Raw genomic sequence first — 20,440 nt, 5'->3', positions numbered from 1 at the left:
TTCGCGAGCAAGCCCGCTCCCACATTGGATTTGTGGTGCATCAGATTTCGAGATTAGCCCAACCCGGCTTCGGTACTTCAGGTGAAACGGCGTTCACGGTTTTACCCATTGCCAACTCCACCCGCCGCGCCACCTCCGGATCATCGGCAAATGGTGGTCGTGTAGCCCAGCGGCAGGCTGATCAGCATCACCACGATTACCGACTGCCAGCCCCAGAAAGTGAAGGCAGCGAGTTTGTCCGAATACAGCCGCACCTGACAGGTACGCTGCACCGCGTAATAACTGGCGGCGAATTGCGCGCTGCCGGCGAAACCGAAAATCACCAGGCTGGTGTGTAGCGGACGCAAGCGGCGGAAACTGCATGGCAGGTCGAAATTCATCTCGGGCCACACCAGTTGCGACGCGATCCAGACGCCCATCGCCATCCCCACGACGCCCCAGAATACGGTCGCCACGACGAATTGGCGGACGACCTTGTAGTTATAGGCCTGTCCAATAGTTGTTGTGCTCATGCTCAATGCTTCCACGGTTGCAATGGCGTGCACTGTAAAAACACCGGTAAAACAAAACAGGCTCAGGAAAAATTCATTTGTCCGGATCAGGTATTGGGCATACCTGCGGCTATCTGCCGCGTTCTGATACGGTTTTTTAGTGTTCAGGTGGATCTGTAACGTACTGCGCCGAAAGCTCATAGTCGCCACCACTGTAGGAGCGAGCTCTGCTCGCGATGGTCGTTAACGAAAACGCGAACTTTCTGGATGAGCGCGTCGCCATTGACTCCATCGCGAGCGAGCTCGCTCCTACAGGGTTACGTGCCCAATCCTGATGAGGTAGCCACATGTATCAGTACGACGACTATGACCGGGCGCTGGTGTTCGAACGGGTTGCGCAGTTTCGTGATCAGGTCGAACGTTTCATGGCCGGTGAACTGAGCGAAGAAGAGTTCCTGCCTTTGCGCCTGCAGAACGGCCTGTACATGCAAAAACATGCCTACATGCTGCGCGTGGCGATTCCTTATGGCACGTTGAGCGCCAGGCAAATGCGCACGCTGGCGAGCATCGCCCGGGATTACGATCGCGGTTACGGCCACTTCACCACCCGGCAGAACATGCAGTTCAACTGGATCGAACTGGCCCAGGTGCCGGACATCCTCGAACGCTTGGCCGAGGTGGAAATGCACGCGATCCAGACGTCCGGCAACTGCGTGCGCAACATCACCACCGAAGCCTTCGCCGGAGTCGCGGCGGACGAAATGATCGATCCGCGACCGCTGGCCGAAATCCTGCGGCAATGGTCGACCATCAACCCCGAATTCCTGTTCCTGCCGCGCAAATTCAAGATCGCCATCTGCTCGGCCGAGCAGGATCGGGCGGCGATCATGATGCATGACATCGGCCTCTATCTTTACCCAGGCGCGGACGGGCAAATGCTGCTGCGGGTGATCGTCGGTGGCGGTCTGGGACGCACGCCGATCCTCGGCTTGCAGATCCGCGAAAACTTGCCGTGGCAGCACCTGCTGTCCTACGTCGAGGCGGTGTTGCGCGTGTACAACCGCCATGGCCGGCGCGACAACAAGTACAAGGCGCGGATCAAGATTCTGGTCAAAGCCCTGGGCATTGAGGCCTTCGCCCGGGAAGTGGAGGAGGAGTGGCAGTACCTCAAGGACGGTCCGGCGCAACTGACTGCTGATGAGTACGAGCGCGTGGCCAGTGCCTTCATCGCGCCCGATTATCGTGCTCTGGCCAATACCGATCTCGAATTCGGTACGCATCTGGCCAAGAGTCCGGCGTTCGCACGCTGGGTGCTGCGTAACGTGCAGCCGCACAAAGTGCCGGGTTACGCCAGCGTGGTGCTGTCGACCAAACCCGGCAACGCCTCGCCACCGGGCGATGTCACCACCGCACAAATGGAAGCGGTGGCCGAGTGGTCCGAGCACTTTGGATTCGCCGAGATTCGCATTGCCCACGAACAAAATATCGTCCTGCCGGATGTACCGAAGGCCGAGCTGTTCGCGCTGTGGAGTCTGGCCTGCGAACACAATCTGGGAAGCGCCAACGTCGGGTTGCTCACTGACATCATTGCCTGTCCCGGTGGCGACTTTTGTGCGCTGGCCAACGCCAAGTCAATCCCCATCGCCCAAGGCATTCAGGCGCGCTTCGAAGACCTCGATTACCTGCACGACCTGGGCGACATCAGCCTCAATATTTCCGGTTGCATGAACGCCTGCGGTCACCACCACATTGGCAACATCGGCATCCTCGGTGTCGATAAAAACGGCAGCGAGTGGTACCAGATTACCCTCGGCGGCGCCCAGGGCAAGAACAGTGCATTGGGCAAGGTCATCGGTCCATCATTCAGCGCCGTCGAGGTGCCCGGGGTCATCGAGCGCATCATCGAGACCTTCGTGCGTTACCGCGAGAGTGAAGAACTGTTTGTCGACACTTTCCAACGCATCGGCCTTGAGCCGTTCAAGGAGTCGGTTTATCCGAAAGTGCTGGAGGTGTCGGCATGAACAATGTGTTGCGGCTGGAAGAGGGCGAAGCGCGGATCATCTCTGATGATCCATGGATACTCGTGCGCGATCTGCAAGAGTTTGTACCGGCGCAGGCGTTGATTTTGCCGCTGGTACGCTGGCTGGAAAACCCTCACCCCAATGGCGTCTGGCTCGGCCCGCACGATGAAGTGGAAAGCCTCAAGCCGTGGTTTGCCCAGCTGCCATTGATCGCTCTGGATTTCCCGAGTTTTCGCGATGGGCGCGCGTACAGCCAGGCGTATCTGCTGCGCAGTCGATTGGGCTGGAGGGGCGAGTTGCGTGCCATCGGCGATGTGCTGCGCGACCAGCTCAGCCACATGCGCCAGTGCGGTTTCGACAGCTTCGCGGTGCGCGAGGATAAATCCGCCGAGGATGCACTGAAGGGGTTGGCGGGGATGAGTGTGCTGTACGGGCGTTCTGTGATTGAGCCGCGGCCGTTGTTTCGGCGACGGCAGTAGATCGTCGACGACGAGGGCGCATCCTTGGGCAGGATGCGCCGGGTGCACTTAATTGATGCGAATCAGAGCTGCCCGATCACTCGGTGAAATCTGATCGATTTCGAGCAGGGTCAGGTCCTTGGGAGCGTCTGCAGTCAACGGTTTACCGAAATTGCCTGCGGCGTCAGCAGGAAGCTTGTACATCGCCCCAGTCAACGGATCGACTACCAACATGCCGATCAGCCCACCGATCAGAATGTTGCCCCAGTACCAGCCGCTCATGCTGGTTTCCAGCTGTGCTGTGGTATCGGCGTAGCCTTCTTTCTTGAAGGTAACCGTGTAGGTCTCGCCTTTGAAGTAGCCACGACCCGAAGGCAGCGTCACGGTATTGGGCGTGGAACCGTTATGAACGACGACACCGGCCTTGTTCTGGATAGTGAAGTTGGCCCCGCTTGGGTACTCGATAGGTTCACCGGATACTTGCTGTCCCCGACGATGCTTGCGCAACCGGAAGTCAGGAGGGTGGCGGTCAGGGCTGTAACGGTGAAAGCTTGCGGATAACTACCATTTTTTTCCTTGCGACTGGACTGTGCCGTCATTGGCCGGGGCGTGCTTCATGCAGGCCACGAGGTGATTATTTGGGGGTGTGTTTACGCGGCATGAACTTTAACAGTGATATCACTGTGATATCACTAAAAATCGTAGGAATTTTTTATCGCTACGAGGGCATGCATCGATCTGGGCTTGAGGATGGCGTTGTTCGCGCGCACGTCTTCGCGGGCAAGCCTTGCGCCTACAGGGTTCGGCCATACATTAGACCTGTAGGAGCGAGGCTTGCCCGCGAAGGGGCCTTCCCCCCAATCACTTCAACGCCGGATCTCCCATGTTCATTTTCTTCCAGCCCTGTAGCAGCACCTGCGCCTTGGGCTCCTGCCCGTTATCGAGGTTGTACTGGATCAGCGCCAGTCGTGCATTGCGGTTGGTCGGCTGCACCTTCAACAATCTTTCCAGCTCCTGGCACGCTGCATCAACCTTGCCGCTGTCATGCAACGCCACCGCCAGCACGTAGCCGTATTGCGCAGTCTGCGGTTCCAGTTGCGCCGCCTTGCGCAGGAACGGCATGGCCTGCTCCGATTTACCGGCACGCACCAGCGACAGGCCCTGAGTGTGTTGCAGCAGGGCGGCGTCCGGGTGTTCCTTCAGGCTTTGTGCGAGCAGCGCCTGAGCCTCCTGGTTGCGGCCATTGGCCTCAAGCCACTGCACCAGTGTCACCAGCGCCGGGTAGAAATCCGGATCACGCTGGAGGGAAGTCCGCAGTTGACTTTCGACCTCGCCACTGCGGCCGCTGGCTTGATACAGCATGGCCAGGTTGAGGTTGGCTTCGGCGCGTTCGGCCAGGCTTTTCTGCACCGCCTCGTATTCGGCGATGGCGCTGTTCCAGCTGCCCTGAGCATTGCCCAGACCGTCACGCGCCACGCCGAGCAAGTCCCGCGCTGCCGCAATGCGCACGGCCTTCACCGGGTCGCTCAGCAACGGCGTCAACAGCGGCGCACGTTCCGCGGGCGGCAGGAATGCGCTGAGCGCGCGCACAGCGCTCTCACGCACTTGCGGTGCCGGGTTGCTCAGATCCTTGGTCGCCAGTTTCAGCGCCTGATCGCTCGGGTACGACGGCAATTCGGTGAGCAGAGTCGCCCGCTCAATCGCCGGCAGGTTGCTGCGTTGCAGTTGCTCGAACAAGGCTTGCGCTGCGCCGGGTTGACCATTGCGAATCAGCCACAGACTTTCGTCGTAGCGTGGGGCCTGCGGGGTGCCGGCATTGGCGGTGTTCCACAGCTTGAACTGCTCGGTGACTTTTTTACCGGCATTGTCCCCGGCCTTGCCCTGATGGCAGGTCAGGCAGGCGTCCGGCGTGCCGAGTTTCTTCGCGCGTTCGGGATTGGGGATGCTAAAGCTGTGGTCATGACGCAAGTCGTTGCCCATGTACAACTTGCCGGGCATGTGGCAATCCACGCACTGCGAACCCGGTTGGCCCATGGTGTGGCGGGTGTGTTCGATGGAATCGTAGTTCTTCGCTTGCAGGCCCTTGCCATCGACACCTTCCACCGGGGTCTTGCCGGCAGTGTTGTGGCATTGCAGGCAGACGCCGTTGCCGGGTGCCTTGAGTTGGGTGCTGTGGGGGTTGTGGCAATTGCTGCAACGCACGCCCTTGTCGAACATTTTGCTTTGCGCGAAGGAGCCGTGTTCGAACACTTCATCCTTGATCTTGCCATCCAGGGCATACAACTCACGGGTCAGGGTGCTCGGCAGGTAGTCATCCATCAGGCGCTTGCCGACAGTGTAACCATCGCCCAGCGGTGCGCGGCGAGAGTGGCAGCGGGCGCAGGTTTCGATTTCGACGGTGGCGTTTTTGTCCTTGAGGTCGACGGCAAAACCAGCGTGGATCAGATCGGTTTTTTTCGCCGTCCATTCCAGATGATTGGAGGCCGGACCGTGGCAGGCCTGACAGCCGACACCGAGGCTGTTCCACTGGCTGTCGAAGGTGTTTTTTGCCGCATCGAAGTTGCGTTTGTAACCGGTGGTGTGGCACTCGACGCACATGAAATTGGCGTTCTGGCTCGGTTTGCTCCAATGCAACGGGTCCTTGAAGGTCACGCCCTGGCCCGGATAGAGATGAAACCAGCGGTGTTTCTCGGTATCCCAGGCCACGCCCAGGGCTTGCAAGCGACCGTCGCCGACTGCAATCAGGTATTGCTGCAACGGCGCGATACCAAAGGTGTAGGCGACCTTGAAGTCCGCGTTTTTGCCGTCGATGCCGGGGGTATTGACCCAGAATCCGTCATCCTTGCGTGAGAAGCGGGTGGTTTCCTTTTGCGCCTTGAAGGTGACGTTGTTGAAGTCTCCGAGCATCGTTTCAGCGGTGGCTTCCTGCATCGCCAATTGGTGATGGGAGCCTTGCCAGTCCTTGACCTGGGTGTTGTGGCATGCCTGGCATTGCTGCTCGTCGACCATTTTCGCCGGCACTGTTGCCGGCGCCATCTCTGGTAGTGCGGCCACCGGTTTCGGCTGGGTGGTTTGAGCGACAGGCGTGCCGGCCGGCGCGTAAGTCACGGGAACCGGTTTGCTGCTGAACAGAAACCAGCCGATGCCCATAACCGCCAGAAGCAGCACGCCGATGGTGACAGGAAACAGGTAGCGATTGATCAGGTTCGGTTGCGAATCAGGGGTTGGGGCTATCGCTTTATTTTTATCTTTCGGCATTACGACTTCCGTAGTCCAGGTGCGTTTGCCGTCAGGCGCGCGTTCATGCTCGACGCAGCTTTGCCGGATGCCCGGCGTCTGTCAAATGACGGTTGTGATCCGCTGTGCAGGTTGCTGACGATACAGATCAAATGATCTGTGCCCCGCCAAGGCCAGGCATTGCTGCAAAACCTTGTCGAGCTGGTCTTCGCCTTCGGCGTCCGGATTGGCTGCGTTCAATTGCTGTTTCTGCTGGACGATGCGGCTGCACAGCGCTTCGATTCGCTTGCGGCTGCGCAGCGGCGCGACGCTGTCGATGCCTGATCGTTGAACACCAGCCCGCCGACCCGGTCGCCGGCGTTGAACACCATCCACGCCGCCAGTGCGCCAAGTTCCGCGTCGACCGCAGATTTGAAGCTGCGTTGCGAGCCGAAAAACATGCTGATGCGCTGATCGACCAGGATCAACGCCGGGCGGTCGCCCTCTTCGGTGAAGGTACGCACCACCGGTTTGCCAGTGCGTACCGAGGCGCGCCAGTCGAGGTGCCGCAATCATCGCCGGGTTCACCTCGGCGCCGGTAATGTCGGAGGAAAAACGAAAGGCCTGACCATGAATGACTCCGCTTACTGTTTTTGTTGGTTTACAGGCGTCAGCGACGGCATTTGCCATTGGCCGCTAGCGACTGCAGGTGTTGGCAGGTACAGGCGTAGCACGCTGTAGAACGGCCCGTTGGGTGCCGGCAACCAGTTGCTTTGCAGGTCCTTGGCCGGGGCCTTGTTCTGTAGGTAAAGGGTCAGGCCGCCATCGGCATCGACCTTGAGGTCGGGCACCATCGGCGAGTTGATCAGATAGCGGTTGAGGGGATTGGCTACCAGCAATTTGTTCTTCGCGTTGTACATGGTCAGCGACCAGAAGGCCTCGGCCGGGGGCAGGGCGCCCTTGTCGAAATGCAGGGTGTAGTCGTGCTTCGAGGCGTCGAGCGGTTTACTGTCCTTGTCGACGAAATAGGGGATGTAATTCGCCTCTTCGGCAGAGTTACCGAAGATACCCATGTTGGCGCCGGCGTAGCGGTACAGGTAATTGCCATTGAGATGATCGCGAGTGCCGAACGCGACCGAGCTGGACAGTTCGTGGGTGTCGAATTTGGTTTTCTGCAATTCGGCGAATTCAGCCTTGGCGTCGCTGATGCCATCCTCAAGGGCTTTGCGCTGATCGGCACTCAACCTGATGAGATCGAACGGCTTGCCGGCTTCGATGCCGATGGTCTTGAAGCGTGCGAGCAGATCTTTTTCCACGTCCTGGGCCGGTGCGAAGGCCAGCATGAAATTCAGGTAGCGAAACAGATCTGGCGTGTCGCTCATGGTTGGCATGGGTTTCGGCCAGTCGATTTTCGCTGCGGCAGGCGGTGCCTTGTGCTTGTCGTACCGGCTCAGGGTTTCAACCTTGTAGCCCTTCTGGATCTGCTTGACCTTGGCCAGGTCCTTTTCATCCAACAGCTGCGTGCGATACAGCGCATAGGCGATGTTGGTTTCACTGCGCAGCAGGCGGTCGATGTCCAGCGGTTGCTGACCCTGCCAGTTCGGCCCCGCAACCATGAAATGGCCGCCACTGTTGCCCGTGCTGCGGGTGCCCAGATAAGCAAAATTCTGCGTGTAGGCGTCGATCAATTGCACCGAGTAATAACGGTGCTCATCGATGCGCGGCAAAGTGAGCACCAATGGCTCGGCGCGCAGGTCCATCCAGACGAAGGAGTAGGGGGTGTCCGCATTCGGCGAGACGAATGCGGTATCCTTGGCCGTGAAGGCCTTGGCGGTGTTGCCGATCTGGTTGAACGGCGCCTTGAAATTGGAACTCTTCTTGTCCACGGCCTGGGTGTAGAGGGTCTTGTACATTTCCACCACCGGGAAGCCGTACAAATAGGCTTCCTTGGCGATGCCCCGGGCCTCTTGCGGGGTGGCGGTGAAGTTGGCACCCACGCCGCAACTGACAAACATTGTCATCATGCTGAATCCGGCTGTGCGAATTGCAATGTGCATGGCAGTGTCCTCATTTTCCAAACGTGACGTTAAGCCCGGCGAATAGCGTGAACTTCGGCCGGCCAGCGCCTTTGTGGTCGACTGTCCATTGCGGCTCGATGAAGGCGTTGAGAATATTACGCCCGGACTTCCAGACTTTGCCGCCACCCAAACCGAGTGGGATGTAGTGGGTGTCGTTCTTCAGGTCGTAGGTCCAGATGCCGGTGGAGCGCAGGTACCATCCGTCTTCCAGGTTGTGAATGATGAAGGGCTGCAAGGTGGCGGTTTCGACTTGTTCGCGGTCGTGATCGCCAGCGAATGAACTCTGGTATTACACCAGCGCGCCCAACAGGCCGCGAGGCGAGGAGTCGATGGCTACTGCGGCCAGACCGGCCTGCCATTTGCCCGTCCCCAGTTCGTCCCGATCGGCGAAGGGAACGGTAATCTGCGGGCCGATACCCAACTGCACGCCTTTGGTCAATCTCTTTCTTATCAAGCCTGTAGGACATTTCTTGAAGCTAGCAGCTAAATGGGGGTTAGCCAGTCGGAGGCCTTGATTCCTTGGTTTTGTTTGCAAGTTTTCGATATTTGTGTGTACTAAAAGTTAATACGAATCAGGAGGTTGAGGGAAGATTCGAAAAGGTGGTGTGCTTGAAAACGCATTCGCGGGCAAGCCTCGCTCCTACAGTCAGTGGGATCCGTAGGAGCGAGGCTTGCCCGCGAAGAACGATAACGCGGTATCCCTGAAGAAACTTCGGGGGTCGATAACTCAGCGCCGACTAAGGCGGATCAAGATTATCCAGCACCCGATTCACCGCCATTTCCCCAGCATGATCGATTGCTGAATCCCCAGCAGAGTGATGCCCTGCGATCCCTTCAGATCCCGCGCGAAATCACTGGCCATGACATTGGCCGAGGTCAGCGATACGCAGGCGTATTCCAGCAGGGTGTGGTTGTCGATATCGGCGTAGTTGTTGGCAATGCCGCAAGGCGCTGTAGCCCCGGAAGATGGCGTTTTGATGCAAAAGATCACTGTCTCTGCAATCATTGCCAGCTTCATTCGACACTCAGCACTTCTTCCCTTGCCCAAACGCGCGCTCTTCCTGCTCGCGCAGTTCCGGCGTGAGTTCTGCGCCGAATCTTCCATCTCGAACACTTGGCGAATCTCGATCTCGGCTTCCGTTCCCGGCATCGGGTTCGGGCAGCGCTTGACCCATTCGATGGCTTCTTCCTTCGACTTCACCTGCCACAGCCAGTAGCCGGCGATCAGTTCCTTGGTTTCGGCAAACGGACCGTCGATCACCGAGCGTTTGTCGCCGGAGAAACGCACACGGGCGCCTTTGCTGCTCGGGTGCAGGCCTTCGCCGGCGACGAGGATGCCGGCCTTGGCCAGTTCTTCGTTGTAGTTGCCCATTGCGGTCAGCAGTTCGGTGCTGGGCATGATGCCGGCTTCGGAGTCCTGACTGGCTTTGATAATGATCATGAATCGCATGGTGTTTTCTCCGTTGGATTTGGATTGCTCACTTATAGTCGAATGATCACCGGCTGAATCGACAACGCAGTCACAGAAAGTAGTAACAAATTTGGTGATACCCCCAATCCCTTATGTAGGAGCCGGCTTGCTGGCGAACGCCGCAACTCGGTCCGTCTGACATACCAGCCTTCGCTGCGATGCGGCGACCCGACAAGCCAGCTCCTATGGGATGGTAGTCTGTGAGTTACCTGGTCAATGGAATGCCCTCATCTATGCCCGTTCTAGAACTCACAACGCTAATTCCCGATCGCACGCCCAAAGAGGTCCTCGACTTCTGCCTCGACGGCGTGAATTTCCCGAAAATCTTTCCCGAGCGCATCACACCGCTGGGCGATATCGACCTGAATAATCTGCGTATCGAAGCAGGGCGGCAGTTCCGCTTTCGGCACTGGATGTTCAACTTCATTCCGTCGAACTGGACGGTGGTGATTCGTGAGGTTGGCGATGCACATTTCATCGACGAAATGCTCAAGGGCCCAATGCGTGCCTTTCGTCATGAGCATCGGGTAGCGGTGGGAGAGGGGGTACGCTGTATACCGATCGGGTGACGTATTCGGCGATGGGTGGTGTGTTGGCCCAAGCGCTGCTGGTGAATGCCTATATGCGGCGGATCTTCGAGGCGCGGCATCGCAATATGTTGCGGTTACTCAGATAGCACCGCCGCTCCCACAGGGTTTTGTGTTGATTATGGATAGGTAGTATCCGCAGTAGGTCGTTCACCAATTTCATGGTTAACTTCGGCCTCTTCAAAATTCTCAACAACAACGTACAGAAGGACTCCGTTCATGGCTCAAGTCACTCTTAAAGGCAACCCGGTTCAAGTCAACGGCCAACTGCCTCAAGCCGGTTCCAAGGCGCCAGCCTTTTCCCTGGTTGCCGGCAATCTGTCCGACGTCACCCTGAAAGACTTTGCAGGCAAGCGCAAAGTGCTGAACATCTTCCCAAGCGTCGATACCCCGACCTGCGCCACTTCGGTACGCAAGTTCAACGCCCAGGCCAATGACGTCGCAAACACCGTGGTGCTGTGCATCTCCGCTGACCTGCCATTCGCCCAGGCCCGCTTCTGCGGCGCCGAAGGCCTGGAAAACGTGCAGAACCTGTCGACCCTGCGCGGTGCCGAGTTCATCGAGAACTATGGCGTTGCCATCGCTGAAGGCCCGCTCAAAGGCCTGACCGCTCGTGCTGTCGTGGTACTGGACGAGAACGACAACGTGCTGCACAGCGAACTGGTCAAGGAAATCGCTGAAGAACCGAACTACGAAGCAGCGCTCGCTGTCTTGAAATAAGTAGAGTTTTACAATTGTTAACGGCCTGGCCCTGTCCAGGCCGTTTTCATTTGTGTTTCAGTGTCTTGGATAAATCTCCTGTTACGTAAGCCAAAGGTAAATTGCCGGTAAAGGCGCTTTGCTTAAGACCCGCCAGTGCTTATCGTTCAGCCTCATGTAAAAGAAGCCCACGCGCCCAATGGTTGATCATTCAATGCAATCCTCCGCTTCCCGTAGTCCACGTCGCTGGCTGTTTGGCCTGCTTGTCCTGTTGGTCATCGCCGCCCTGTGCTGGAAATTCTGGCCCGGCGGCGCTGTGCCGAAAGAGGGTGCGCAGCCGAAAGCCGTGGCCGGGCACACCGGCAGGTCGGGGGCAATGCGTCCGGGGTTCGGCGGTGCATCGGGGCCGGTTCCGGTGCGTGTGGCGCCGGCGGTCAAGGGTGACTTCCCGTTGTACTACAAGGCGCTGGGCACGGTCACCGCGCTGAACACCATCAACGTGCGCAGCCGCGTCGGCGGTGAACTGGTCAAGATCTATTTCGAGGAAGGGCAAATGGTCAAGGCTGGCGACCTGCTGGCCGAAATCGACCCACGACCCTTCCAGAACGCCTTGCTCCAGGCAGAAGGCACCTTGCTGCAGAATCAGGCACAGCTGAAGAATGCCCAGGTGGATGTCGAGCGTTATACGGGACTGTACCGTGAAGACAGCATCGCCAAGCAAACCCTGGACACCGCCGTTGCGCTGGTCGGTCAATTCCAGGGCACGGTCAAGACCAATCAGGCGGCGGTCAACGATGCCAAGCTCAATCTCGAATTCACCAAGATTCGCGCGCCAATCGCCGGACGCGTCGGCCTGCGCCAGCTCGACGTCGGCAACCTGGTAGCGGCCAACGACACCACAGCGCTGGCGATCATCACCCAGACCCAACCAATCAGCGTGGCCTTCACCCTGCCGGAAAACAGCCTCGACACCGTGCTCGCGCGCTACCGCAGCGGTGCCAAATTGCCGGCCGAAGCCTGGGATCGTGGTGACACCAAACTGCAAGCCACTGGCGTGTTGCAGAGCCTGGACAACCAGATCGACGTCACCACCGGCACCCTGAAATTCAAGGCCCGTTACGACAACCGCGATCAGGCCCTGTTCCCCAACCAATTCGTCAATGTGCGCCTGCTGGCGGACACCCTCAAGGACGTTGTGCTCGCACCGTCCGCCGCGATCCAGTTCGGCACCAATGGCACGTTCGTCTATGCCCTGGACGGCGACAAGAAGGTCAAGATCCGCCAGCTGAAAATCGGCGCCAGCGACGGCGTAAACACTGTGATCACCGATGGCCTGGCCGCCGGTGATCGCGTGGTTCTGGAGGGCACCGACCGCTTGAAGGACGGCAGCGACGTAGAAGTGGTCAACGACCCGCAGCAGGTGCCGGCCAACCCCGCTGGCCACCTGCAAGGCAAATCGGCGGTCAACTCGACTGAGCCCGCGCCTGCCGACAAGGCGAAAAAGGGCGGCGCATGAACCTCTCGCGGCTGTTCATCCTTCGCCCGGTAGCGACCACTTTGAGCATGCTGGCCATCGTTCTGGCCGGCGTGATCGCTTATCGCCTGTTGCCGGTTTCAGCATTGCCTCAGGTCGATTACCCGACCATTCGCGTCATGACGCTTTATCCCGGCGCCAGCCCCGATGTCATGACCAGCGCCGTGACCGCGCCGCTTGAGCGGCAGTTCGGACAAATGCCCGGCCTGACCCAGATGGCCTCGACCAGCTCCGGCGGCGCCTCGGTGCTGACCCTGCGTTTCAGCCTCGACATCAACATGGACGTTGCCGAGCAGCAGGTGCAGGCCGCGATCAACGCCGCGACCAACCTGTTGCCCAAGGACTTGCCAGCGCCACCGGTGTACAACAAGGTCAACCCGGCCGATACGCCGGTCCTGACCCTGGCCATTACCTCCAAGACCATGCTGTTGCCCAAGCTCAACGATCTGGTCGATACGCGCATGGCGCAGAAAATCGCCCAGATCAGCGGCGTCGGCATGGTCAGCATTGCCGGCGGACAGCGTCAGGCGGTGCGGATCAAGGTCAATCCCGAAGCCCTGGCAGCCAACGGTCTGAACCTGTCGGACGTGCGCACCCTGATCGGCGCTTCCAACGTCAACCAGCCCAAGGGCAACTTCGACGGCCCGACCCGGGTGTCGATGCTGGATGCAAACGATCAACTGACCTCGCCACAGGACTACGCCAACCTGATCCTGGCCTATGCCAACGGTGCGCCGTTGCGGCTCAAGGACGTGGCCGAGATCGTCGACGGCGCCGAAAACGAACGTCTGGCGGCATGGGCCAACGAAAACCAGGCGGTGCTGCTGAACATCCAGCGCCAGCCAGGGGCCAACGTCATCGAGGTGGTGGACCGGATCAAGGCCTTGCTGCCGAGCATCACCGACAACCTGCCTGCCGGTCTCGACGTCACTGTATTGACCGATCGCACCCAGACCATCCGCGCCTCGGTCAAGGATGTGCAACACGAATTGCTGATCGCTATCGCCCTGGTGGTGATGGTCACCTTCCTGTTCCTGCGCCGGGCCAGTGCAACGATCATTCCGTCAGTGGCCGTGCCGCTGTCGCTGATCGGCACCTTCGGGGTGATGTACCTTGCCGGTTTCTCGGTCAATAACCTGACCCTGATGGCCCTGACCATCGCCACCGGTTTCGTGGTGGACGATGCCATTGTCATGCTGGAGAACATCTCCCGATTCATCGAAGAGGGCGACAGCCCGCTGAACGCGGCACTCAAGGGCGCCAAGCAGATCGGCTTTACCCTGATTTCCCTGACCCTGTCGCTGATCGCGGTACTGATTCCGCTGCTGTTCATGGCTGACGTGGTAGGGCGGTTGTTCCGCGAGTTTGCGATAACCCTGGCGGTGGCGATCCTGATTTCCCTGGTGGTATCCCTGACCCTGACGCCGATGATGTGCGCGCGATTGCTCAAGCGCGAACCCAAGGAAGAAGAACAGGGCCGCTTCTACCGCGCGAGTGGCGCTGCAATCGACTGGATGATCGCCGCCTACGGACGCAAATTGCAGTGGGTGCTCAAGCACCAGCCGCTGACGCTGCTGGTGGCTATCGGCACCCTGGCGTTGACGGTATTCCTGTACATGGTGGTGCCCAAGGGCTTCTTCCCGGTGCAGGACACCGGGGTGATCCAGGGCATTTCAGAGGCGCCGCAGTCGATTTCCTTCGCTTTGATGAGTGAACGTCAGCAGGAACTGGCCAAAGTCATCCTGGCCGATCCGGCGGTGGAGAGCCTGTCGTCCTATATTGGTGTCGACGGCGATAACTCGACGCTCAACAGCGGTCGACTGCTGATCAACCTCAAATCCCACGGCGACCGCGATCTGAGCGCAACCGGCGTGATTGCCCGATTGCAACCGGAACTGGACAAACTGGTCGGCATCCGCCTGTACATGCAGCCGGTGCAGGACCTGACCATCGAGGACCGGGTCAGCCGCACGCAGTACCAGTTCAGCATGTCGTCGCCGGACTCCGAATTGCTCAGCCTGTGGAGCGGGCGGCTGGTCGAGGCCCTGGCGGATCGCCCGGAGCTGACCGACGTTGCCAGCGACTTGCAGGACAAGGGCTTGCAGGTCTATCTGGTGATCGACCGTGACGCTGCGTCACGAGTAGGGGTATCGGTGTCGAACATTACCGATGCGTTGTATGACGCCTTCGGTCAGCGGCAGATTTCCACGATCTACACCCAGGCCAGTCAATATCGTGTGGTGCTGCAGTCGCAGTCCGGCGAGAAGATCGGCCCGCAGGCGCTGGAACAGATTCATGTCAAGACCACCGAAGGTGGTCAGGTGCGCCTGTCCAGCCTGGCCCACATCGAAGAGCGTCAGGCGCAACTGGCGATCACCCACATCGGTCAGTTCCCGGCGGTGATGATGTCGTTCAACCTCGCGCCCGGCGTGGCGCTGGGGCATGCGGTGCAGATTATCGAGCAGGTGCAGAAGGACATCGGCATGCCGATTGGCGTGCAGACCCAGTTCCAGGGCGCGGCCGAAGCCTTCCAGGCCTCACTGTCGAGCACTTTGCTGCTGATTCTGGCGGCGGTGGTGACCATGTACATCGTGCTGGGCGTGCTGTACGAGAGCTACATCCACCCGATTACCATCCTGTCCACCTTGCCGTCGGCGGCGGTCGGCGCTTTGCTGGCGCTACTGTTGAGCGGCAATGACCTGGGCATGATCGCGATCATCGGCATCATCCTGCTGATCGGCATCGTGAAGAAGAACGCGATCATGATGATCGACTTTGCGCTGGATGCTGAGCGCAATCAGGGCATGGACCCGGAAACGGCAATCTATCAGGCCGCACTACTGCGTTTTCGGCCGATTTTAATGACGACACTGGCGGCATTGTTCGGCGCGGTGCCGCTAATGCTGGCCACCGGTTCCGGGGCGGAACTGCGCCAGCCGCTGGGTCTGGTAATGGTCGGCGGGTTGCTCGTGAGTCAGGTTCTGACCCTTTTCACCACGCCCGTGATTTACCTGTACTTCGACCGCCTCGGTCGGCGCTGGAGTCGCAAGCCTGAGTCCGTGGAAGCGGTAGAGCAGCCATGAACCTTTCGGGACCTTTCATCAAGCGCCCGGTGGCAACCATGTTGCTCAGCCTGGCGATCATGCTGCTGGGTGGTGTGAGTTTCGGCCTGTTGCCCGTGTCGCCACTGCCGCAAATGGACTTTCCGGTGATCGTGGTTCAGGCCAGCCTGCCTGGCGCGAGCCCCGAAGTGATGGCCTCCACGGTGGCTACACCCCTGGAGCGATCCTTCGGTGCCATCGCCGGGGTCAACACCATGAGCAGCCGATCAAGCCAGGGTTCGACCCGGGTGATCCTGCAATTCGACCTCGACCGCGACATTAACGGCGCGGCACGTGAAGTGCAGGCGGCGATCAACGCCTCGCGTAACCTATTGCCCAGCGGTATGCGCAGCATGCCGACCTACAAGAAGGTCAACCCGTCCCAAGCGCCGATCATGGTGCTGTCGCTGACCTCGGATGTGCTGGAAAAAGGCCAGTTGTATGACCTGGCCTCGACCATCCTGTCCCAGAGCCTGTCGCAAGTGCAGGGCGTCGGTGAAGTGCAGATCGGCGGCAGCTCCTTGCCAGCGGTGCGCATCGAGCTCGAACCCCAGGCGCTCAACCAGTACGGCGTGGCACTGGATGATGTGCGCAACACCATCGCCAACGCCAACGTGCGCCGGCCCAAGGGCTCGGTGGAAGACGGCCAGCGTCTGTGGCAGGTGCAGGCCAATGACCAACTGGAAAAAGCCAAGGACTACGAGTCGCTGATCATTCACTACGCGAATGGCGCGGCCCTGCGTCTCAAGGATGTGGCCAAGGTCAGCGACGGCGTTGAAGACCGCTACAACAGCGGCTTCTTCAACGACGACTCGGCGGTGCTGCTGGTGATCAACCGCCAGGCCGGCGCCAACATCATCGAGACGGTCAACGAGATCAAAGCCCAGTTGCCGGCGTTGCAGGCCGTGCTGCCGGCCAGCGTCAAACTGAACCTGGCCATGGACCGTTCGCCGGTGATCAAGGCCACGTTGCACGAAGCGGAAATGACCCTGCTGATCGCCGTAGCGCTGGTGATTCTGGTGGTGTTCCTGTTTCTCGGTAATTTCCGTGCATCGTTGATTCCCACCCTGGCGGTGCCGGTGTCGCTGGTGGGCACCTTTGCGGTGATGTACCTCTACGGCTTTTCGTTGAACAACCTGTCGCTGATGGCGCTGATTCTGGCCACCGGACTGGTGGTGGATGACGCCATCGTCGTGCTGGAAAACATTTCCCGACACATCGACGAAGGCATCAAACCGATGAAGGCCGCCTATCTCGGCGCCCAGGAAGTCGGCTTCACCTTGCTGTCGATGAACGTGTCGCTGGTGGCGGTGTTCCTGTCGATCCTGTTCATGGGCGGGATCATCGAGAGCCTGTTCCGCGAGTTCTCCATCACGTTGGCGGCATCCATCGTGGTGTCGCTGGTGGTTTCACTGACGTTGACCCCGATGCTCTGCGCCCGCTGGCTCAAGCCGCACACGCCGGGCCAGGAAAACCTTCTGCAACGCTGGAGTCAGCGCGCCAATGAATGGATGGTCGGCAAATACGCCACTAGCCTCGACTGGGTGCTGCGTCATCGCCGGCTGACGCTGCTAAGTCTGTTTGTGACAGTTGGCGTTAACATCGCGCTGTATGTTGTTGTTCCAAAAACGTTTTTACCGCAGCAGGACACTGGTCAATTGATCGGTTTCGTACGCGGTGACGACGGCCTGTCGTTCAGCGTGATGCAGCCGAAAATGGAGACGTTCCGGCGTGCCGTGCTCAAGGACGAGGCAGTGCAAAGCGTCGCCGGTTTCATTGGTGGCAACAACGGCACCAACAACGCCTTCATGCTGGTGCGCCTCAAGCCCATCAAGGAACGCAATATTTCCGCGCAAAAGGTCATCGAGCGCCTGCGAAAGGAAATGCCCAAAGTCGCCGGCGCGCAACTGATGTTGATGGCTGACCAGGACCTGCAATTCGGTGGTGGCCGCGAGCAGACCACGTCGCAGTATTCCTACATCCTGCAAAGCGCTGATCTTGGCGAGCTGCGCGAGTGGTATCCGAAAGTCGTCACTTCGCTGAAGGCCTTGCCGGAGCTGACGGCGATTGACGCTCGCGAAGGCCGTGGTGCCCAACAGGTCACGTTGATTGTTGATCGCGACCAGGCCAAACGCTTGGGCGTCGATATGAACATGGTCACGGCGGTACTGAACAACGCCTACAGCCAACGGCAGATTTCCACCATCTACGACAGCCTCAACCAGTACCAGGTGGTGATGGAGGTCAATCCGAAATACGCCCAGGACCCGATCACCCTCAAGCAGGTTCAGGTAATTACCGCCACAGGGGCACGGATTCCGCTGTCGACCATCGCGCACTACGAAAACAGCCTGGAAGACGACCGGGTCAGCCACGAAGGTCAGTTTGCCTCCGAAAGTATCTCCTTCGACATGGCTGAAGGGGTCACGGTGGAGCAGGGCACGGCGGCCATCGAGCGTGCGATTGCCAGGCTGGGGATGCCGGAAGACGTGATCGTGAAAATGGCCGGCACCGCCGACGCCTTTGCCGCGACCCAGAAAAGCCAGCCGTGGATGATCCTTGGCGCGTTGGTGGCGGTCTATCTGGTGCTCGGTGTGCTGTATGAAAGCTACATTCATCCGCTGACCATTCTCTCGACTTTGCCGTCGGCGGGCGTCGGCGCGTTGCTGTCGATTTATGCGCTGGGCGGTGAATTCAGCCTGATCTCATTGCTGGGGCTGTTCCTGCTGATCGGCGTGGTGAAGAAAAACGCCATTCTGATGATCGACCTGGCCTTGCAACTCGAACGCCAGCAAGGCATGGCGCCGCTGGAGTCGATTCGCAATGCGTGCCTGCAACGTTTGCGGCCGATCCTGATGACCACCCTGGCGGCGATCCTCGGTGCCATGCCGTTGCTGCTCAGCCGTGCCGAAGGGGCCGAGATGCGCCAGCCGCTGGGCCTGACCATCATCGGCGGACTGATCTTCAGCCAGGTGCTGACCCTTTACACCACCCCGGTGGTTTACCTCTATCTCGACAAACTGCGCCATCGCTTCAACCACTGGCGTGGGGTGCGTACCGATGCTGCTCTGGATACTCCGCTATGACTGACCGTTCGCTGTTCAACCTGGCCACACCGCTGAACACCGCTCGAGGCTCGCGGTTGCTGAGCCTGTCGCTGTGCGTGGCGATGCTCAGTGCCTGCGCCGTCGGCCCGGATTACCAGCGCCCGCAAACTGCTGATCCGGCGCAATACAAGGAAGCGGCCGGCTGGAGTCAGGCAAATCCGAGCGATGCCCTGGCCCGCGGAGCCTGGTGGGAACTGTATGGCGATCAGCAGCTCAATGGCCTGATCGAAAAGCTCAACAGCTCCAACCAGACCGTTGCCCAGTCCGAGGCCCAGTTCCGTCAGGCTCAGGCCTTGGTGCGTAGCGCTCGGGGCGCGTTTTTCCCGACGGTGGACCTGACCGCAGGGAAAACCCGCTCCGGTCGGGGCACCGGCAGTAGTAGCTCAAGCCTTAGCAGCTCTTCCAGCGGCATCCGCAACACCTACACGGCACAGGCCGGCGTCAGTTGGGAAGCGGATATCTGGGGCAAATTACGCCGTGGTCTCGAAGCCGACACAGCCAACGCCGAAGCCAGCTTCGCCGATCTGGCGGCGATGCGTTTGAGCCAGCAGTCGGAACTGGTGCAGAACTACCTGCAATTGCGGGTCATCGATGAGCAGAAGCGCTTATTGGAATCGACCGTGGAGGCCTACCAGCGCTCGCTGAAAATGACCGAGAACCAGTACCGTGCCGGTGTTTCCGGCAAGGATGCGGTGGCTCAGGCGCAGACGCAGCTCAAGAGCACCGAGGCAGACATGGTCGATCTGATCTGGCAACGCGCCCAGTTCGAAAACGCCATCGCGGTACTGATCGGTCTGCCGCCAGCCGAGTTCAAGCTGGCTGAATCCGAGGATATTCCGGCCTTGCCCGAGGTGCCGCTGAGCCTGCCTTCCCAGTTGCTGGAACGCCGTCCGGACATTGCCTCCGCCGAGCGTTCGGTGATGGCCGCCAATGCCAACATCGGCGTGGCCAAGGCTGCCTATTACCCGGACCTGACCCTGAGTCTGAACGGTGGTTACAGCAGCAGTACGTCGAAGGACTTGTTCAGCCTGCCTAACCGCTTCTGGTCGGTTGGTCCGCAACTGGCCATGACTGTGTTCGACGGCGGTCAACGCTCGGCGGAAGTGGACCGCAGCGAAGCGGCCTACGACGAAACCGTGGCCAAATACCGCCAGACCGTGCTCGATGGCTTCCGCGAAGTGGAAAACTTCCTGGTGCAACTCAAGGTCCTGGAGAACGAAGCGGTCGTTCGCCAGCAAGCCTTGGACGCGGCACGCGAATCCTTGCGCTTGACCCAGAATCAGTACAAGGCCGGGGTGATTGCCTATCTGGATGTGGTGGTGGTTCAAGCGGCGGCATTGAACAACGAGCGCAGTGCGCTGGATCTGTTGCAGAGCCGTTTGATTGCCAGCGTGCAGTTGATAGCTGCGCTGGGTGGTGGCTGGGATGGGCAGCTTGAACAACACAACTGACCTTGGCCCTTGTAGGAGCGAGCTTGCTCGCGATGGTGGTCAACGATAATGCGGGGGGCCTGAATGCCCGCAGTGTCTAGTCGTCCATCGCGAGCAAGCTCGCTCCTACAGGGCTCTGGAACGGGCTACGGCGGTGGTTAAACAAGTGTTTCATCGTCCTGATGGCGAAATGATTACTTTTTCAGTGCGTTCAATGCCGGAATCAGTACAATCGCGCTTTTTGCCC

Annotated in this window: 10 protein-coding genes and 7 pseudogenes; 8 read left to right on the top strand and 9 right to left on the bottom strand. The window is 59.5% G+C overall.

All coding sequences use genetic code 11. From position 1 onward, the window contains the following. Nucleotides 1-40: 40 nt before the first annotated feature. A pseudogene (locus CES87_RS33805) lies at nucleotides 41-154 on the bottom strand (cbb3-type cytochrome c oxidase subunit 3); the annotation flags it as partial. Further along, a pseudogene (locus tag CES87_RS29215) lies at nucleotides 153-512 on the bottom strand (cbb3-type cytochrome c oxidase subunit I); the annotation flags it as partial. The pseudogenes CES87_RS29215 and CES87_RS33805, both read right to left, overlap by 2 nt. Nucleotides 513-838: 326 nt before the next feature. On the opposite strand from CES87_RS29215, the gene CES87_RS29210 reads away from it, so the two are divergent. After that, on the top strand, nucleotides 839-2,512 hold the full coding sequence (locus CES87_RS29210; RefSeq protein WP_128608832.1) for a nitrite/sulfite reductase: 1,674 nt from the start codon (nucleotides 839-841) through the stop codon (nucleotides 2,510-2,512). After that, complete coding sequence (locus CES87_RS29205; RefSeq protein ID WP_128608831.1) at nucleotides 2,509-2,991, top strand: DUF934 domain-containing protein; 483 nt, start codon at nucleotides 2,509-2,511, stop codon at nucleotides 2,989-2,991. The genes CES87_RS29210 and CES87_RS29205 overlap by 4 nt, the downstream gene beginning before the upstream one ends. Nucleotides 2,992-3,039: 48 nt before the next feature. Here the strand turns inward: CES87_RS29205 and CES87_RS29200 are convergent, their stop codons facing one another. The 7 genes and pseudogenes from CES87_RS29200 to CES87_RS29170 all read right to left on the bottom strand — a co-directional run bounded on the left by CES87_RS29200 (nucleotide 3,040) and on the right by CES87_RS29170 (nucleotide 9,714). After that, on the bottom strand, nucleotides 3,040-3,477 hold the full coding sequence (locus CES87_RS29200) for a hypothetical protein (RefSeq protein ID WP_256591135.1): 438 nt from the start codon (nucleotides 3,475-3,477) through the stop codon (nucleotides 3,040-3,042). 354 nt (nucleotides 3,478-3,831) lie between these two features. Then, nucleotides 3,832-6,228 (bottom strand): tetratricopeptide repeat protein, encoded by a 2,397-nt coding sequence (locus CES87_RS29195; protein WP_128608830.1) that lies wholly within the window; start codon nucleotides 6,226-6,228, stop codon nucleotides 3,832-3,834. Nucleotides 6,229-6,299: 71 nt separating this feature from the next. Beyond that, a pseudogene (locus CES87_RS29190) lies at nucleotides 6,300-6,781 on the bottom strand (DUF58 domain-containing protein); the annotation flags it as partial. A gap of 49 nt (nucleotides 6,782-6,830) precedes the next feature. Next, nucleotides 6,831-8,243, bottom strand: coding sequence for a DUF1254 domain-containing protein (locus tag CES87_RS29185; protein WP_128608829.1), 1,413 nt, complete (start codon nucleotides 8,241-8,243; stop codon nucleotides 6,831-6,833). Between the two features lie 10 nt (nucleotides 8,244-8,253). Next, nucleotides 8,254-8,700, bottom strand: a pseudogene (locus tag CES87_RS29180) (hypothetical protein); the annotation flags it as partial. Between the two features lie 301 nt (nucleotides 8,701-9,001). Continuing rightward, a pseudogene (locus tag CES87_RS29175) lies at nucleotides 9,002-9,186 on the bottom strand (DUF6124 family protein); the annotation flags it as partial. 103 nt (nucleotides 9,187-9,289) lie between these two features. Continuing rightward, nucleotides 9,290-9,714: pseudogene (locus CES87_RS29170) on the bottom strand (YciI family protein). 254 nt (nucleotides 9,715-9,968) lie between these two features. Between CES87_RS29170 and CES87_RS29165 the strand changes: the two are divergent. The 6 genes and pseudogenes from CES87_RS29165 to CES87_RS29140 all read left to right on the top strand — a co-directional run bounded on the left by CES87_RS29165 (nucleotide 9,969) and on the right by CES87_RS29140 (nucleotide 20,214). Continuing rightward, nucleotides 9,969-10,411 (top strand): annotated as a pseudogene (locus CES87_RS29165) (polyketide cyclase). A gap of 130 nt (nucleotides 10,412-10,541) precedes the next feature. Then, nucleotides 10,542-11,042, top strand: coding sequence for a thiol peroxidase (gene tpx, locus CES87_RS29160; protein WP_128608828.1), 501 nt, complete (start codon nucleotides 10,542-10,544; stop codon nucleotides 11,040-11,042). A 178-nt stretch (nucleotides 11,043-11,220) separates the two neighbouring features. Next, complete coding sequence (locus CES87_RS29155) at nucleotides 11,221-12,537, top strand: MdtA/MuxA family multidrug efflux RND transporter periplasmic adaptor subunit (protein ID WP_128608827.1); 1,317 nt, start codon at nucleotides 11,221-11,223, stop codon at nucleotides 12,535-12,537. Next, nucleotides 12,534-15,638 (top strand): MdtB/MuxB family multidrug efflux RND transporter permease subunit, encoded by a 3,105-nt coding sequence (locus CES87_RS29150; RefSeq protein ID WP_128608826.1) that lies wholly within the window; start codon nucleotides 12,534-12,536, stop codon nucleotides 15,636-15,638. Before CES87_RS29155 ends, CES87_RS29150 begins: the two co-directional genes overlap by 4 nt. Beyond that, nucleotides 15,635-18,742 carry an efflux RND transporter permease subunit gene (locus tag CES87_RS29145; RefSeq protein ID WP_128608825.1) on the top strand — a complete coding sequence of 1,036 codons (3,108 nt, stop codon included), beginning with the start codon at nucleotides 15,635-15,637 and terminating at the stop codon, nucleotides 18,740-18,742. Before CES87_RS29150 ends, CES87_RS29145 begins: the two co-directional genes overlap by 4 nt. Continuing rightward, complete coding sequence (locus CES87_RS29140) at nucleotides 18,739-20,214, top strand: efflux transporter outer membrane subunit (RefSeq protein ID WP_128608824.1); 1,476 nt, start codon at nucleotides 18,739-18,741, stop codon at nucleotides 20,212-20,214. The genes CES87_RS29145 and CES87_RS29140 overlap by 4 nt, the downstream gene beginning before the upstream one ends. Nucleotides 20,215-20,440 lie beyond the last annotated feature (226 nt).

The organism is Pseudomonas sp. ERMR1:02 (genome assembly GCF_002277815.1).
Lineage (GTDB): Bacteria > Pseudomonadota > Gammaproteobacteria > Pseudomonadales > Pseudomonadaceae > Aquipseudomonas.
The sequence above is the reverse complement of the archived record's forward strand: the minus strand, read 5'-3'. Positions and strand labels throughout refer to the sequence as shown.